Consider the following 17446-nt stretch of genomic DNA (forward strand, 5'->3'; position numbering starts at 1 on the left):
TGTTTTAATCTGCCATTGAAAAACAGTAAAGTGGGATTTAGAAGTTTAAGAAGGAATTGGGAAGGCGATCGTAATTAGGGTGAATACGTTTTCATTCATTATTTTGTGAACAACATCAAGCTATCAACCACCCGATTTAAACCTAATAACCACAAAAACAAATCATTAAAAATAATGCAGAATTTTATTCTTTTAATAAATATTAAAAATCATAGAGATGGGAATTTTCTTATAAAGCGCTAACTTTTGTTTGCATGGACACTCATTATCGATTTTGAGTGATCCATCAGCATCTGCTATTTAAATTACAACGAGATCTGTCTCACAGTCGGCATCGCTGTTTTCAGTGGAACTCTGCTGGGGATGAGAAATAAAAAAGCTCCCTAAAATATCGGGAGCTTCATTAACGATAGGAATTAAACGGCAGCAAATGACTGGGCAACGCGCTGCGCATTAGCGTGATTCATTCCCGCTACGCACATGCGACCGCTGGCGATCAGGTATACGCCAAACTCTTCACGTAGCCGGTCCACCTGCTGAGCGCTGAGGCCGGTATAGCTAAACATGCCGCGCTGCGACATCAGGTAGTCAAAGTTGCGCTGTGGTAATACGGTTTTCAAACCATCCACCAGCGTGCGGCGCATTTCGATAATGCGCAGGCGCATACTTTCAACTTCATCAAGCCACAAAGCTTTCAGCTTCTGATCGTTAAGCACCGTTGCCACCACCTGTGCGCCGAAGTTAGGCGGGCTGGAGTAAATGCGGCGCACGGTTGCTTTTAACTGGCCTAATACTCGGTTTGCGGCTTCTTCGCTTTCACACACAACGGATAACCCGCCAACGCGTTCACCGTAGAGGGAGAAAATTTTTGAAAACGAATTACTCACGAGGCAAGGCAACTCTGCCTGCGCCATCGCGCGGATAGCATAAGCGTCCTCTTCCATTCCGGCCCCAAAACCTTGATAAGCAATATCAAGGAATGGGATCAGTTCACGCGCTTTCGCGATTTCAATCACGCGATCCCATTGTGCATTGGTGAGATCTGAGCCCGTTGGGTTATGGCAGCATGGATGCATCAACACAATGCTACGCGCTGGCAGTTGATTGAGCGTGTTGAGCATCGCATCAAAATTTACCCCCAGCGTTTCAGGGTCAAAATAGGGATACTGATGCACTTTGAAACCCGCCCCCGAGAAGATCGCAATATGGTTTTCCCACGTTGGATCGCTGACCCATACCTCTGAATCAGGGAAATAATGTTTTAAAAAATCAGCTCCAACTTTCAGCGCACCGGAACCACCAATGGTTTGCACTGTAGCAATTCGCTTTTGAGCAACCATAGGATGTGTATCACCAAACAACAGGCTCTGAATGGCGCTACGGTATGGCGCTAAACCTTCCATCGGCAGATACAACGACGCAGCACCCTCGCGAGCATTCAGGATCTCTTCCGCAGCAGCAACGGCTTTCAACTGTGGAATGGTTCCCTTTTCGTCATAGTACAGACCGATACTGAGATTAACTTTATCGGCTCGAGGATCCTGTTTATAGGTATCCATCAGCGAGAGAATCGGATCGCCTGCATAGGCGTCTACATGCTGAAACACGGGTGCTCTCCTTGAAATCACGGGGGTAAAAATAGCTTTAACAACACAATAACCTTGTCGCAGGTCATAAAGCTATAGCCAATTACTTCGTCCATACCGATCTTTTTGGGCTAGGCTTAAAGGATAGGTTTCATCATATCCAAAATAATTTGAGCTACCTTGAGGCGGCAAAGAGGCAGCAAATTCAGCGCGGCCATCAAAAGTGCAGCTTGAAGTACGGCGGGTATGGAACGGATGGGGCTTCTATTTAGCCTCTCCAGCAGAAGGAGAAAACGATGTCCACACAACCTCTTATCAAGCTGAGCGACGGAAATACCATGCCACAGCTCGGTTTAGGCGTATGGCAAGCCTCGAATGAGCAAGTCATCACCGCTATCGAAACCGCGTTAGAGACAGGTTATCGCTCAATCGATACTGCGGCCATTTATGCTAACGAAGAAGGCGTCGGCAAAGCGTTAGCAAACTCGTCAATTGCTCGCGACGAGCTTTTCATCACCACTAAATTATGGAATACAGACCAAGACAACGCGGCGAAGGCGCTGGAAGAAAGCCTGAAAAAGCTGCGGTTGGATTACATCGATCTGTATCTGATTCATTGGCCAGCGCCTGCGCAGGATAAATACGTTACCGCATGGAAGTCGCTGATTGACCTCAAGAAACAAGGGCTGATCAAGAGCATCGGCGTATGTAATTTTAATATCCCACACCTACAACGCCTGATCGATGAAACGGGCGTTTCACCCACCGTGAACCAAATTGAGCTTCATCCTTTGATGCAGCAAAAAACCATGCACGCATGGAATGCCACACATCACATTGCTACCGAATCTTGGAGCCCGCTGGCACAGGGCGGCGAGGGTGTTTTTGATACTGAAATCATTCATAAGCTGGCGCAGAAGTATGAGAAAACCCCGGCTCAAATTGTCATTCGCTGGCACTTGGATTCTGGATTGATTGTGATCCCTAAATCCGTTACGCCAAAACGCATTCAAGAAAACTTTGGGGTATTTGATTTTCGGTTGGATAAAGATGAGCTGAGCCTGATTGCCAAGCTCGATAGCGGAAAACGCCTGGGACCCGATCCTGATACGTTTGAAAAGCTGTAATGAATCGCTAAAAAAATCCCCGCGCTGCGGGGATTTTTTATCGTTATTTACCTTTGGTCACGCGAGGTGCCTTGCGCCCTGATGGCTTCGCAGCCGTTTTTCCCGCTGGCGTATGCGCCGTTGGTCTAGCCGCTTGCGGTTTACCTTTAACAGGCTTGCCCGCCGGAGAAGCCTTATCATGCGCTTTTCCATTGCGCTCCGCTGACGGCGCTTCACCGCGAATCGTTTTAGGTTTGGCAGCACGCTGTTCAGGTTTCGCTGGAGCACCGGTATGCTTAGTCATCGCCGGACGCATATTTCTCTGGTATCCACGACGCGCTTCGCGTTGTTCTTCAAGCGTTGGGGCCGGTACTAAACATTCACGGCGCGAACCGATCAAATGCTTCATACCCATCTCTTCCAGCGCACCACGGATCAGCGGCCAGTTGGCTGGATCGTGATAGCGCAGCAGCGCTTTGTGTAAGCGGCGCTGGCGATCGCCTTTCGGCACCACAACATCTTCGCTTTTATAATCGACTTTACCCAGCGGGTTTTTACCCGTGTGATACATCGTGGTGGAATTCGCCAACGGCGACGGATAGAAGTTTTGTACCTGATCCAAACGGAAACGGTTTTTCTTCAACCACAGCGCTAAGTTGACCATATCTTCATCTCGCGTTCCCGGATGCGCTGAAATGAAATACGGGATCAAATACTGCTCTTTACCAGCCTGCTTGGAATAGGTATCAAACAGCTCTTTAAAGCGATGATAGCTTCCCATGCCCGGCTTCATCATCTTAGACAGCGGCCCTTCTTCGGTATGTTCTGGCGCAATCTTCAGATAGCCCCCCACATGATGGGTTGCCAGCTCTTTGATATAACGCGGATCTTCAACCGCCAGATCATAACGAACCCCAGAAGCAATGAGGATTTTCTTCACACCGTCTAGATCACGCGCACGACGATACAAATTGATGGTCGGCTCATGGTTGGTGTCCATGTGCTGACAAATCTCAGGGTAAACGCAGGATGCACGACGGCAGGTTTGCTCGGCGCGCGGTGACTGGCAGCGCAGCATATACATGTTGGCCGTTGGGCCACCCAAATCGGAAATCACGCCGGTAAAGCCAGGGACTTTGTCGCGGATCTCTTCGATTTCACGAATAATTGAGTCTTCTGAACGGCTCTGGATGATGCGGCCTTCGTGTTCGGTAATCGAACAGAATGAGCAGCCGCCGTAGCAACCACGCATGATGTTGATGGAGAAGCGGATCATCTCATAAGCAGGAATACGGGCGCTGCCGTAGGCTGGATGAGGAACACGCTGGTAAGGCAGCGCAAATACGCTGTCCATTTCTTCCGTGCTCAATGGGATAGCTGGAGGGTTAATCCAAATATAGCGATCGCCATGTTTTTGCATCAAAGCACGCGCGCAGCCGGGGTTAGTTTCATGATGCAAAATGCGTGATGTGTGCGCATACAGTACTTTGTCATTTTTAACTTTTTCATAAGACGGCAGCAGCACGTAGGTTTTTTCCCACGGCTTAGGCTTTGGCGCACGCACGGTGATGGTTTGTACGCTATCGTCTTTCTTCTTATCGGCATCTGGCGCACAGGCCAAATCGTCGCCGTAAGGGTTGGGAATCGGTTCGATACGGCCCGGTTTGTCTAAGCGAGTGGAATCCACGCCGCTCCAGCCCGGCAACGCCTCTTTGCGCATGACCGCGGTATTACGCACGTCGATAATGCTGGCAATCGGCTCACCGGAGGCCAAACGATGCGCAACTTCCACCAGTGGGCGTTCGCCGTTGCCATACATCAGCATATCGGCTTTAGAGTCCACCAGCACCGAACGGCGCACGGTATCAGACCAATAATCGTAGTGAGCAATACGGCGCAGGCTGGCTTCAATCCCACCTAAAATCACCGGAACATCGCTGAACGCTTCTTTACAGCGTTGGGTATAAACCAGCGTTGCACGATCTGGACGTTTGCCGCTTTCATTGTTTGGCGTGTAAGCATCGTCGTGGCGCAGTTTGCGATCGGCGGTATAGCGGTTAATCATCGAATCCATGTTGCCCGCAGTGACGCCATAAAACAGGTTCGGTTTCCCCAGACGCATAAAATCGGCTTTGCTGGTCCAGTCCGGTTGCGCAATGATCCCCACACGGAAACCCTGAGCTTCCAGCATGCGGCCAACGATTGCCATTCCAAAGCTTGGATGGTCAACGTAGGCATCACCGGTAACTAAAATGACGTCACAGCTATCCCAGCCGAGAGTATCCATTTCCTCACGCGACATCGGTAAGAACGGGGCCGTGCCGTAGCACTCTGCCCAATAGGGCGTGTAGGAGAACAAATCACGTTCTGGCTGGATCAGGCTGATACTACTCATGACATCACTCTTTTCTATTTATCTGGGGAAGTTTGCGTTGAAGCGGAACTGCAATACGTTGTGCCGTTAACAATTTGGGTGGTTAACAAAGCATCAATATCAGGGCGGCGATTATACGCATTTGCACACGTAAAAGAGAGGGATATTTGAGATTGGCCTGTTATCCCCCCTATCGTTCCCTGAATGAGCTGCGGCAAAGTTCATGACGGGGGCTTGCCTTAGCGGCTTTTACCCACAACAATAGCATTCTTATCACTGACTTTGCGTGGCGTTACGTTATGTCCGAACGATTGACGATTAAAGATATTGCTCGCCTCAGCGGCGTGGGTAAATCCACCGTTTCTCGGGTGATCAATAAAGAATCCGGCGTGAAACCTGAAACGCGGGCGCGGATCGAAGAAATCATCAGTCAACATAACTTTGCCCCATCAAAATCGGCTCGAGCCATGCGCGGGCAAACGGATAAAGTCGTCGCCATCATTGTTTCGCGTTTAGATTCCAACGCTGAAAATCAGGCCGTTCGCGCCATGCTTCCCCTGTTGTATGCCCAAGGCTACGACCCTATTTTATTAGAAAGCCAGTTTGAGCCGGAGCGAGTGCGGGAACATTTGACCGTTCTATCGCGTCGTCACGTTGATGGCATTTTGCTGTTCGGCTTTACCGGTCTGGATGAATCAATGCTGCTGCCGTGGCGAGAGAAAATCGTTGTTCTGGCATGGGAGTATGAACAGCTGACCTCGGTACGTTATGACGATAGCGGCGCTGTCACCTTGCTGATGAACGCGCTCATCGCCAAAAAACATCAACACATCGCTTTCGTTGGGGTCAAACTTTCGGATGCCACAACGGGTGGACGCCGTTACGATACCTATCACGCGCTCTGCAAAAAGCACCAGATAACGCCTTGTGCCGCGCTCGGGGAGCTTACCTTTCAGAGTGGATATCAGTTGGCTCAGCAGGTTATCACTGAGGATACCAGCGCTATCATCTGCGCGTCAGATACCATTGCTCTCGGCGTAAGTAAGTACTTACAGGAGCGGTCGAAAAACGATGTAATCGTCTGCGGTATGGGGAATAACTCGCTGCTGGAGTTCTTGTATCCCAAGACCTTTTCCGTCGACTTAGGCTATGCCGAAGGCGGACGAATGGCGGTACAACAGTTACTCTCCCTGCAAAGCGCGCCACAGCCCGGCAAGCACATTACGGTGCCTTGCACATTACGCCGCCCAAACTGATTAACGCTGTGCAAATCGGCGCTTACGTCGATAGGCAAAGACATCATCAACCACGCCGTTACTAATCCGCTGCTGCAAACTACGCCAATAGTTTGCAGTAAATAAATCACCGTGCATTTCGGCAAACAACGTTCTAATTCGCGCATCACCGCATAAGAAATGCTGGAACTCTTCAGGAAACACATCATTTGGCGACACGCTATACCATGGCTCGCTGGCCATTTCGTCCTCAGGATAACGCGGCGGTGGAATATCGCGGAAGTTAACCTCAGTCATGTAGCAAATTTCGTCGTAATCATAAAACACCACTCGCCCATGTCGGGTTACACCAAAGTTTTTAAACAGCATATCGCCGGGGAAAATGTTCGCCGCTGCCAGCTGCTTGATCGCATTGCCATACTCTTCAATGGCGTCATGTAACTGGCGCTCGTCGGCCTGCTCCAGATAGATATTGAGCGGAATCATGCGACGCTCAATATACAGATGACGGATCACAATACGATCGCCCAAATCTTCCAATTTCTCAGGAACTTCCCGTTGTAATTCCGCCATCAGCTCAGGGCTGATGCGCCACTTTTCAATCACAAAGTTTTCATATTCTTGAGTATCAGCCATGCGGCCAACGCGATCGTGTTCCTTAACTAGCTGGTAGCAGGCTTGAACCCGTGCAGGATCGACCTCTTTTTGCGGCGCAAACTTATCTTTGATGATCTTAAATACGCGGTCAAACGAAGGCAGCGTGAAAACCAGCATCACCATTCCTCGAATGCCTGGAGCAATAATGAATTGTTCTTTAGATTCGGCAAGATGCTTTAAGTACTCGCGGTAATATTCTGTTTTCCCATGCTTTTGGCAGCCAATCGCCATATAGAGCTCAGCGGTTGTTTTCCCCGGTAAAATCTCGCGCAGCCAGTCAACCAATGCGGCCGGCAAAGGTGCATATACCATGAAGTACGAACGAGCGAAGCCAAAAACAATGCTGGCCTCATCTAAACGCGTTAAGCAGGTATCGACAAACAGCGCGCCTTGTTCGTTATGATGAATCGGCAGCAAAAAGGGATAAATGCCTTCTGGCGTGTGCAGCTTCCCCACCAGCCAAGCCGCTTTATTGCGATAAAACAGCTCATTGGCTACCTGTAGGCGGCTGTGATTCAGCGTATTTTCACCGAAGGTACTTTCTAAATGGCTGAGAATATAGTCCACATCACGGGCGCGATCCTCCCACGGTAATCGAAGTGGCAGTTCGCCGAGTAAATCATTGATTAGCACATGCCAACCGGCATCAGGCTTAAAGGTTCTGGCTAATGGACGGGGAAATTCGCGCCAATGGCGTTCAGGCTGTGAGCTAAAAACAAATAGCTTATCTGGGGTGAGCTCACGATGATTGAATAAGCGGCAGTATACGGAGTTAAAAAAGCTTTCGGCAATTTCAAAACGCGGATATTCAGGCAGCATGTCGGTGTAGACCGTCTTCACGCGAGCCAAGAATTCAGCATCATGACATAAAGGCCCCGTCATCCTGCGTAGCTGCTCCACCACCAGCCCCACATGGTGATCGTAGAGGTGAATACGTTTTTTCATCGCCAGTTGAACAGCGCCCCAGTTAGCTTTCTCAAAGCGCTGTTGGGCTCCCGCGGTCACTTCGAGAAAACGACCATACTGAGCATCGAAGCCCTGTAAGATCGTCTGCGCAATCAGTTGTTCCATACCAATAGCCATCTCGGTCACCTCGCTGACTCTCAGACAAAACGGGCAGAGCGCATTGCCCTGCCCGTTTTAGCGTGCATGCTTACCCGTGTTTTTAGAATTGCTGCTCTTCAGTTGATCCGGTCAAAGCCGTTACCGATGATGCACCACCCTGAATCACATTCGTCACTTTATCAAAGTATCCCGTGCCCACTTCCTGTTGGTGGGAGGCAAAGGTATAACCCTGTTTCTGTGCCGCAAACTCGCGCTCCTGCACTTTCTCAACGTAGTGTTTCATGCCCTCTCCATTGGCGTATGCGTGCGCCAGATCAAACATGTTGAACCACATGCTGTGAATGCCTGCCAGCGTGATGAACTGGTATTTATAGCCCATCGCAGAAAGCTCATCTTGGAAGCGTGCGATAGTCTGATCGTCGAGGTTCTTTTTCCAGTTAAAGGAAGGTGAACAGTTGTAGGCCAGCAGCTTGCCCGGATACTGGGCGTGAATCGCATCGGCAAAGCGCTTCGCCGCGTCTAAGTCTGGGGTAGACGTTTCGCACCAAACTAAATCGGCATAAGGCGCGTAGGCGAGGCCACGACTGATAGCCTGTTCAATACCAGCATGAGTACGGAAAAAGCCTTCAACGGTACGCTCACCGGTGACAAAAGCGCTGTCGTAGCTATCGCAATCTGATGTGATCAGATCGGCAGCATCGGCATCGGTACGGGCAATCACCAGAGTTGGAACACCCAATACGTCTGCGGCTAAACGCGCGGCGACTAATTTTTGAATCGCTTCCTGCGTCGGAACCAGTACTTTGCCGCCCATATGACCGCATTTTTTCACCGATGCCAGTTGGTCTTCGAAGTGAACTCCGCCTGCACCCGCTTCAATCATCGATTTCATTAATTCAAACGCATTCAGCACGCCACCAAAACCGGCTTCAGCGTCGGCAACAATCGGTAAGAAGTAATCGGTAAATTTGCTATCACCCGGCTCCACGCCGTTCGACCATTGGATTTGGTCTGCGCGACGGAATGAATTATTGATACGTTCAACTACCGCTGGCACCGAATTAACGGGATACAGTGATTGATCCGGATACATGCTGGATGCCAAGTTGGCATCCGCCGCCACCTGCCAGCCAGAGAGATAGATAGCTTCGACACCGGCTTTTGCCTGCTGTAATGCCTGTCCACCGGTTAATGCCCCGAGGCAGTTAACATAGCCTTTGCGTGAACCGCCATGCAGCAGCTCCCAAAGTTTAGCGGCGCCCTTTTGCGCTAAAGTACATTCTGGATTCACCGAACCACGCAGATTAACCACGTCATTTGCGCTGTAGGGACGCGTAATGCCCTCCCAACGCGGGTTAGTTTTCCAATCCTGTTCCAACTGCTGAATTTGCTGATTACGTGAGGTAGACATGGCAAGCGCTCCTTGGCTTTTTTCTCTATTTTATGGTTTCGGTGTAGGGTTAATTTTCGTGCTTAATTCAACAGTTCATAACCAGGTAGTGTCAGGAAATCGATCAGCTCATTGCTGGTTGTAATACGCTCCATCAGACTGGCAGCCTCAATAAAACGGCCGCTGTCGAAACGTTTATCACCAAGCTCTTGACGAATAACCTGCATTTCTTCTTTCAATAACTGACGGAAAAGATCTGGGGTAACCTGCTGGCCATTGCTCAGCGTTTTCCCGTGGTGGATCCACTGCCAGATTGATGTGCGAGAGATCTCCGCCGTCGCCGCATCCTCCATCAAGCCGTAGATTGGCACGCAGCCATTACCCGAAATCCAAGCCTCAATGTATTGAACGGCAACGCGAATATTGGCACGCATCCCCTCTTCGGTACGTTCACCAGGGCAAGGTTCCAGCAGTTGAGCTGCGGTAATAGGTTCATCCTGCGAACGCGTTACCTCAAGTTGATTGCTGCGCTCACCCAACACGCGGCCAAAAACCTGCATCACTTCATCAGCTAAGCCCGGATGTGCAACCCAAGTGCCGTCATGACCGTTATTTGCTTCGAGCTCTTTATCAGCACGGACCTTATCCATCACCCATGCATTGCGCTCAGCGTCTTTGCTAGGGATAAATGCCGCCATTCCGCCCATAGCAAAAGCGCCGCGTCTGTGGCAGGTTTTGATCAGCAAACGTGAATAAGCACTTAAGAATGGTTTTTCCATTGTCACAGACTGGCGATCGGGTAAAACGCGGTCGCTATGGTTTTTCAGCGTTTTGATATAGCTAAAGATGTAATCCCAGCGACCGCAGTTCAAACCAACGATGTGATCGCGCAGGCTATGTAAGATCTCATCCATCTGGAATACCGCAGGCAGGGTTTCAATCAATACAGTGGCCTTAATTGTTCCACGCGGTAGATCAAAACGATCTTCGGTAAAGCTGAAGATCTCACTCCACCATGCAGTCTCATGGTAAGACTCTGTTTTAGGCAGATAGAAATAGGGGCCGCTGCCTTTTTCCAAGAGTGCTTGGTAGTTATGGAAAAAGTAGAGCGCGAAATCAAACAGCCCACCGGGGATAGCCTCACCCTGCCACGTTACATGCTTTTCAGGCAGATGAAGACCACGCACACGAGCAATCAGCACCGCAGGATTCGGTTTTAGCTGGTAAATTTTTCCTGCTTCATTGGTGAAGCTGATCGTGCCATTCACGGCGTCACGCAGGTTAATTTGGCCCTCAATCACTTTGTCCCAGTTTGGAGCAAGTGAATCCTCAAAATCAGCCATAAAAACTTTAACGTTCGCATTAAGCGCATTGATCACCATTTTGCGCTCGACCGGCCCCGTGATTTCAACGCGGCGGTCTTGAAGATCGCGAGGAATACCGCGAATTTTCCAATCGGAATTTTTAATGGAATTAGTTTCCGAAATAAAATCTGGCAGTTCGCCACGATCTATTTTTTGTTGTTGCGCCTGACGAGCCGTAAGTAACTGCTTGCGTTGAGGCGCAAATCGAGCGACTAAATCAGTTAAAAACTCAATAGCCTCTTCGGTAAGAACTTGCTGCTCCTGACTGCCAAATTGCTGGGTGAATGCCAGCTCAGTATCAACGATCTGTTGTGTCATATGTTTGTCTCCGCCCTCTGCTAGGGGTACAACCAGAACCCCACTCCTGTCATTTAGCTCACTTTTACACTTCTCATTAGCGACTAAATTTCGTACCAACAGATTAAAGCGTAGACAGTGATTCAACAAAATCAAAAACAATTTCCATTTTTATTATAATTATTTTTATATTCTTTAAATTTCATATGGATAGGTAAATATATTAATAACAATAAGAAGAAAACCGGTTCCATTAGATTGTTTAAACACAATAGACTGTTAATTAAGAAAAAGAATTGAGGGGAGATAAAATTTGAGGATGCTGCTAAACAGACATTCAGCAGCATTAGGGAAAAGTTGAAAATATAGTGAAGTAGGCTTATTCCAGCGTAGGGTTCATATAACGCAGATCAAACGGCGTGATCTGGTAAACATAGTAGTTCAGCCAGTTAGTAAACAGTAAGTGTCCATGGCTACGCCATGACGCTTTGGGGCTATGTTCAGGATTATCATCGGGGAAGTAATTCACAGGAACATCTGGAGAAAGGCCCGCCGCAACATCGCGGAAATACTCTCCCGACAAAGTATGTGCATCATACTCAGGATGCCCCGTCACAAAAGCCATCCGCTTATCTTTGGTCGCAAATAGGTAAGCGCCTGCCTGCTCAGACTCAGCCAAAATATCGAGATCGCTATATTCTCGCAGCACATCCGTTGGGAAGTCAGCATAGCGAGAATGTGGAGCCAAGAAAGTTTCATCAAAACCGCGGGTCAGAAGCGCTAACGGCTGTAGCGTTTGATGATGATAAACACCTGAGAGCTTAGTCTCACGCGTCAGTTTAGGAATGCCATAGAGAACGTTTAATGCGGCCTGAACCGCCCAGCATACAAACAGCGTAGAGGTTACGTGCTCTTTAGCCCAGTGAACGATCTGTTCAATCTGCGGCCAATACGCTACGTCACAAAAATCGACCAGACCGAGAGGTGCGCCGGTGACAATCAGCCCATCAAAATTTTGGTCTTTAATATCTTCGAAATTGCAGTAGAAATTATCCAGATGCTCGGCAGGCGTATTTTTCGACTCACGGCTATCAATGCGCAGTAGCTGTATATCAATCTGTAACGGCGAATTCGAAAGTAATCGAAGAAATTGGTTTTCTGTCTCGATCTTTTTAGGCATCAGATTGAGTACCAAAACTTTAAGCGGACGGATCTCCTGCGTTGCCGCTCGTGAGGAGGGCATGACAAAGACATTTTCATTCCGCAAAAAGCTTACGGCAGGTAATTCATCTGGCACCCTGATTGGCATAATCGCTAGCTCCTAGACTCTGTTAAGAAAGCATCCATATAAACGTTTAGACTTCTAGATGCCTGACGATAACGAGTTTTCACCAGCTTGTACAGCATGCAGGATGAAGTTGAAAATCTTTCATCCTGCATTTTGCTAGCAGCAATGCTTACATCCTGATTTCTTGGCCTTTTTTATGTAATAGCAATGAAACCAGCATCGCCATAAAGCACATACCTGAAACGTACCAGAAGAAAGCTGTTTCAATGCCAGCCGCTTTCATCGACAAGGCGACATATTCAGCAGAACCACCAAACAAAGCGTTACCAACGGCATAGGAAAGGCCAACGCCTAATGCGCGAACCTCCGGCGGGAACATTTCTGCCTTCAGCAGCCCACCGATTGAGGTGTACAAGCTCACAATCGTTAGCGCAGCAACGATGAGGACAAAGGCAAGATAGGGATTCGTCACATCTTGTAGCGTGGTAAGTATCGGTACCGTCAGCAATGAAGCCAAGGCGCCAAAAGCGATCATTGAGTTTCGACGCCCAACTTTATCTGACAATCCGCCAAAAATAGGCTGCAACAACATAAAGACGAACAAGGCGGCCGTCATTATTCCGCTCGCCATTTTGGCATCCATACCTGCGGTGTTGACCAGATATTTCTGCATATAGGTTGTAAACGTATAGAAGCTCAGCGAGCCCCCTGCGGTAAAACCAAGTACCATCAGAAAAGCTTTTTTGTTATTCCATAATCCAGATAACGTTCCTGCATCCTTACGCGTTCTGGTTTCTTTGGTTGATGTCTCATGCAGTGAACGGCGCAGATAAAGTGCCACCACCGCTAATAACGCGCCAAGCACAAACGGGACTCGCCAGCCCCACGAGCGTAGCTCTTCGGTGCTCAGCGTCTGCTGTAAGACCACCAAAACCAGCAGTGCTAGCAGTTGGCCGCCAATCAGCGTGACGTATTGAAACGATGCATAAAATCCGCGCTTACCTTCTACCGCAACTTCACTCATATAGGTGGCACTGGTTCCATACTCACCGCCGACGGAAAGCCCCTGAAATAATCTAGCAAGCAACAGGAGTGCCGGGGCCCAATTCCCTATTGCGGCATAGGTTGGGAGGCAAGCGATCACTAACGATCCGCAACACATCATGCAGACCGAAATCATCATCGATGTTCGACGGCCATGTTTGTCTGCAATGTAACCGAACATCCACCCACCAATTGGGCGCATGAGAAAACCTGCCGCGAACACGCCAGCGGTTTGTAAGAGTTGTGTCGTGGAATCCCCACTGGGGAAGAATACGGGAGCAAAATACAACGCACAAAACGAATATACGTAAAAATCGAACCATTCGACGAGGTTGCCTGATGATGCACCAACAATCGCCAAAATACGCTTACGCGTGTCTTGATCGTCAGGTTGCTGCTCCGCCAGCGACGGGGTGGTATCTGCCATAACAATATCCCTACAGAGGTAAAGTGTGCGGTGGTCATGTCGCCACGCGCTTCAATGTAAGTTAATTGTTATATATTGGTTAAATAAAGACTTCAATAGCCAACTAACCAATGAAAAAATCATCGGTCACTTGCAGAGTATTTTGTGATATTGGGTGGGAAATAGCCGCGTTAGCGGTTATTTATTTGATAACTTTTTCAAATTCCCCATAGCAAAAAACCCCAGTCTTTCGACTGAGGTTCTTTACTTTAATTAAAGCCTGGCAGTTCCCTACTCTCGCATGGGGAGACCCCACACTACCATCGGCGCTACGGCGTTTCACTTCTGAGTTCGGCATGGGGTCAGGTGGGACCACCGCGCTATCGCCGCCAGGCATATTCTGTTATTTGCACCGCTTTCTGTATTTCTACAGCTAGCCATACAAACCAATCTGTTCAACAAGCCTACTCTTTGTGTTTTCGCGTCTCTGCGTCTTAAAACACCTTCGGTGTTGTAAGGTTAAGCCTCACGGATCATTAGTACTGGTTAGCTCAACGTATCGCTACGCTTACACACCCAGCCTATCAACGTCTTAGTCTTAAACGTTCCTTTAGGAGACTCAAGGTCTCAGGGAAGACTCATCTCGAGGCAAGTTTCGCGCTTAGATGCTTTCAGCGCTTATCTTTTCCGCATTTAGCTACCGGGCAATGCCATTGGCATGACAACCCGAACACCAGTGATGCGTCCACTCCGGTCCTCTCGTACTAGGAGCAGCCCCTCTCAATCTTCCAACGCCCACGGCAGATAGGGACCGAACTGTCTCACGACGTTCTAAACCCAGCTCGCGTACCACTTTAAATGGCGAACAGCCATACCCTTGGGACCTACTTCAGCCCCAGGATGTGATGAGCCGACATCGAGGTGCCAAACACCGCCGTCGATATGAACTCTTGGGCGGTATCAGCCTGTTATCCCCGGAGTACCTTTTATCCGTTGAGCGATGGCCCTTCCATTCAGAACCACCGGATCACTATGACCTACTTTCGTACCTGCTCGAGCCGTCACTCTCGCAGTCAAGCTAGCTTATGCCATTGCACTAACCTCACGATGTCCGACCGTGATTAGCTAACCTTCGTGCTCCTCCGTTACTCTTTAGGAGGAGACCGCCCCAGTCAAACTACCCACCAGACACTGTCCTCAATCCCGATTAGGGACCGGAGTTAGAACATCAAACATTAAAGGGTGGTATTTCAAGGTTGGCTCCACGCAGACTGGCGTCCACGCTTCAAAGCCTCCCACCTATCCTACACATCAAGGCTCAATGTTCAGTGTCAAGCTATAGTAAAGGTTCACGGGGTCTTTCCGTCTTGCCGCGGGTACACTGCATCTTCACAGCGAGTTCAATTTCACTGAGTCTCGGGTGGAGACAGCCTGGCCATCATTACGCCATTCGTGCAGGTCGGAACTTACCCGACAAGGAATTTCGCTACCTTAGGACCGTTATAGTTACGGCCGCCGTTTACTGGGGCTTCGATCAAGAGCTTCGCCTTGCGGCTGACCCCATCAATTAACCTTCCAGCACCGGGCAGGCGTCACACCGTATACGTCCACTTTCGTGTTTGCACAGTGCTGTGTTTTTATTAAACAGTTGCAGCCAGCTGGTATCTTCGACTGGCTTCAGCTCCATCCGCAAGGGACTTCACCTACGCGCCAGCGTGCCTTCTCCCGAAGTTACGGCACCATTTTGCCTAGTTCCTTCACCCGAGTTCTCTCAAGCGCCTTGGTATTCTCTACCTGACCACCTGTGTCGGTTTGGGGTACGATTCAATGTTACCTAGAGCTTAGAGGCTTTTCCTGGAAGCTTGGCATCAACTACTTCATCACCGTAGTGACTCGTCATCACGCCTCAGGGTTAATAAAAGCGCGGATTTACCAACGCTTTCCCCCTACACGCTTAAACCGGGACAACCGTCGCCCGGATAGCCTAGCCTTCTCCGTCCCCCCTTCGCAGTAACACCGAGTACAGGAATATTAACCTGTTTCCCATCGACTACGCCTTTCGGCCTCGCCTTAGGGGTCGACTCACCCTGCCCCGATTAACGTTGGACAGGAACCCTTGGTCTTCCGGCGAGCGGGTTTTTCACCCGCTTTATCGTTACTTATGTCAGCATTCGCACTTCTGATACCTCCAGCAACCCTCACGAGCCACCTTCAACGGCTTACAGAACGCTCCCCTACCCAACAACACCTAAGTGTCGCTGCCGCAGCTTCGGTGCATAGTTTAGCCCCGTTACATCTTCCGCGCAGGCCGACTCGACCAGTGAGCTATTACGCTTTCTTTAAATGATGGCTGCTTCTAAGCCAACATCCTGGCTGTCTATGCCTTCCCACATCGTTTCCCACTTAACTATGACTTTGGGACCTTAGCTGGCGGTCTGGGTTGTTTCCCTCTTCACGACGGACGTTAGCACCCGCCGTGTGTCTCCCGTGATAACATTCTTCGGTATTCGTAGTTTGCATCGAGTTGGTAAGTCGGGATGACCCCCTAGTCGAAACAGTGCTCTACCCCCGAAGATGAGTTCACGAGGCGCTACCTAAATAGCTTTCGGGGAGAACCAGCTATCTCCCGGTTTGATTGGCCTTTCACCCCCAGCCACAAGTCATCCGCTAATTTTTCAACATTAGTCGGTTCGGTCCTCCAGTTAGTGTTACCCAACCTTCAACCTGCCCATGGCTAGATCACCGGGTTTCGGGTCTATACCTTGCAACTTGACGCCCAGTTAAGACTCGGTTTCCCTACGGCTCCCCTATTCGGTTAACCTTGCTACAAAATATAAGTCGCTGACCCATTATACAAAAGGTACGCAGTCACCCCATAAAGAGGCTCCCACTGCTTGTACGTACACGGTTTCAGGTTCTATTTCACTCCCCTCGCCGGGGTTCTTTTCGCCTTTCCCTCACGGTACTGGTTCACTATCGGTCAGTCAGGAGTATTTAGCCTTGGAGGATGGTCCCCCCATATTCAGACAGGATGTCACGTGTCCCGCCCTACTCATCGAACTCACAACATATGCATTTTCAAGTACGGGGCTATCACCCTGTATCGCCGGACTTTCCAGACCGTTCCTCTGACACATACGCTGATTAAGGTTCTGGGCTGCTCCCCGTTCGCTCGCCGCTACTAGGGGAATCTCGGTTGATTTCTTTTCCTCAGGGTACTTAGATGTTTCAGTTCCCCTGGTTCGCTTCGTTAAGCTATGTATTCACTTAACGATAGTGCAACGAATTGCACTGGGTTTCCCCATTCGGAAATCGTCGGTTATAACGCTTCATATCAGCTTACCGACGCTTATCGCAGATTAGCACGTCCTTCATCGCCTCTGACTGCCTAGGCATCCACCGTGTACGCTTAGTCACTTAACCTCACAACCCGAAGGTGTCTCTTTAGTGAACGCGGTTACGAACCGGTTCAAGACAACATTCAAGATTGCAAAAAATTGAGAGACTGCTTAATACAAACTGTGTCAGTGTGTCTCACAGTTGCTTAAGCTTTCAAATTTCAGCTTGTTCCAGATTGTTAAAGAGCAATATCTTAAACACGACTCGTTAGAATCATCTTTAAGATTTTTCGTTC

Annotated in this window: 9 protein-coding genes and 2 rRNA genes; 2 read left to right on the top strand and 9 right to left on the bottom strand. The window is 49.3% G+C overall.

Annotated elements, in window-relative coordinates:
• Positions 1-416 precede the first annotated feature (416 nt).
• Positions 417-1607: an amino acid aminotransferase gene (locus tag CPY98_RS18570; protein ID WP_046448903.1), complete on the bottom strand. Its 1191-nt coding sequence runs from the start codon at positions 1605-1607 to the stop codon at positions 417-419.
• Between the two features lie 275 nt (positions 1608-1882).
• Here CPY98_RS18570 and dkgA point away from each other — a divergent pair, with 275 nt between their 5' ends.
• The gene (dkgA, locus tag CPY98_RS18575; RefSeq protein WP_043488848.1) at positions 1883-2713 is read left to right on the top strand and encodes a 2,5-didehydrogluconate reductase DkgA; all 831 of its coding nucleotides are present in this window, start codon (positions 1883-1885) and stop codon (positions 2711-2713) included.
• A 43-nt stretch (positions 2714-2756) separates the two neighbouring features.
• Here dkgA and CPY98_RS18580 read toward each other — a convergent pair whose 3' ends face one another.
• Entirely contained in the window at positions 2757-5087 is a 2331-nt protein-coding gene (locus CPY98_RS18580; protein WP_025798561.1) for a YgiQ family radical SAM protein, read from the bottom strand.
• 278 nt (positions 5088-5365) lie between these two features.
• Between CPY98_RS18580 and treR the strand changes: the two genes are divergently transcribed.
• Positions 5366-6322, top strand: a complete 957-nt coding sequence (treR, locus tag CPY98_RS18585; RefSeq protein ID WP_046448902.1) for a trehalose operon repressor TreR — start codon at positions 5366-5368, stop codon at positions 6320-6322.
• Here the strand turns inward: treR and aceK are convergent, their stop codons facing one another.
• The 7 genes from aceK to CPY98_RS18620 all read right to left on the bottom strand — a co-directional run bounded on the left by aceK (position 6323) and on the right by CPY98_RS18620 (position 17235).
• Positions 6323-8041: a bifunctional isocitrate dehydrogenase kinase/phosphatase gene (gene aceK, locus CPY98_RS18590; protein ID WP_096388592.1), complete on the bottom strand. Its 1719-nt coding sequence runs from the start codon at positions 8039-8041 to the stop codon at positions 6323-6325. It lies immediately after the preceding gene.
• Positions 8042-8123: 82 nt separating this feature from the next.
• Positions 8124-9434: an isocitrate lyase gene (aceA, locus tag CPY98_RS18595; protein WP_025798567.1), complete on the bottom strand. Its 1311-nt coding sequence runs from the start codon at positions 9432-9434 to the stop codon at positions 8124-8126.
• A 62-nt stretch (positions 9435-9496) separates the two neighbouring features.
• Positions 9497-11095 (bottom strand): malate synthase A, encoded by a 1599-nt coding sequence (gene aceB / locus CPY98_RS18600; protein WP_043488840.1) that lies wholly within the window; start codon positions 11093-11095, stop codon positions 9497-9499.
• A gap of 358 nt (positions 11096-11453) precedes the next feature.
• Entirely contained in the window at positions 11454-12383 is a 930-nt protein-coding gene (gene metA / locus CPY98_RS18605) for a homoserine O-succinyltransferase (RefSeq protein WP_040045575.1), read from the bottom strand.
• 148 nt (positions 12384-12531) lie between these two features.
• A complete protein-coding gene (locus CPY98_RS18610; protein WP_043488837.1) occupies positions 12532-13833 on the bottom strand; it encodes an MFS family transporter in 1302 nt (433 codons plus the stop codon).
• 257 nt (positions 13834-14090) lie between these two features.
• A 5S ribosomal RNA gene (gene rrf / locus CPY98_RS18615) occupies positions 14091-14206 on the bottom strand.
• 121 nt (positions 14207-14327) lie between these two features.
• Positions 14328-17235: ribosomal RNA gene (locus CPY98_RS18620) — 23S ribosomal RNA — on the bottom strand.
• Positions 17236-17446: the final 211 nt, after the last annotated feature.

The sequence above is a fragment of the Hafnia sp. CBA7124 genome (assembly GCF_002355555.1).
Taxonomy (GTDB): Bacteria; Pseudomonadota; Gammaproteobacteria; order Enterobacterales; family Enterobacteriaceae; genus Hafnia; species Hafnia alvei.

Coding starts and splice junctions, on each gene's coding strand:
- dkgA (WP_043488848.1), top strand. CDS start 1,883: ATGTCCACACAACCTCTTATCAAGCTGAGCGACGGAAATACCATGCCA.
- treR (WP_046448902.1), top strand. CDS start 5,366: ATGTCCGAACGATTGACGATTAAAGATATTGCTCGCCTCAGCGGCGTG.
- metA (WP_040045575.1), bottom strand. CDS start 12,383: ATGCCAATCAGGGTGCCAGATGAATTACCTGCCGTAAGCTTTTTGCGG.
- aceA (WP_025798567.1), bottom strand. CDS start 9,434: ATGTCTACCTCACGTAATCAGCAAATTCAGCAGTTGGAACAGGATTGG.
- CPY98_RS18580 (WP_025798561.1), bottom strand. CDS start 5,087: ATGAGTAGTATCAGCCTGATCCAGCCAGAACGTGATTTGTTCTCCTAC.
- CPY98_RS18610 (WP_043488837.1), bottom strand. CDS start 13,833: ATGGCAGATACCACCCCGTCGCTGGCGGAGCAGCAACCTGACGATCAA.
- aceB (WP_043488840.1), bottom strand. CDS start 11,095: ATGACACAACAGATCGTTGATACTGAGCTGGCATTCACCCAGCAATTT.
- aceK (WP_096388592.1), bottom strand. CDS start 8,041: ATGGCTATTGGTATGGAACAACTGATTGCGCAGACGATCTTACAGGGC.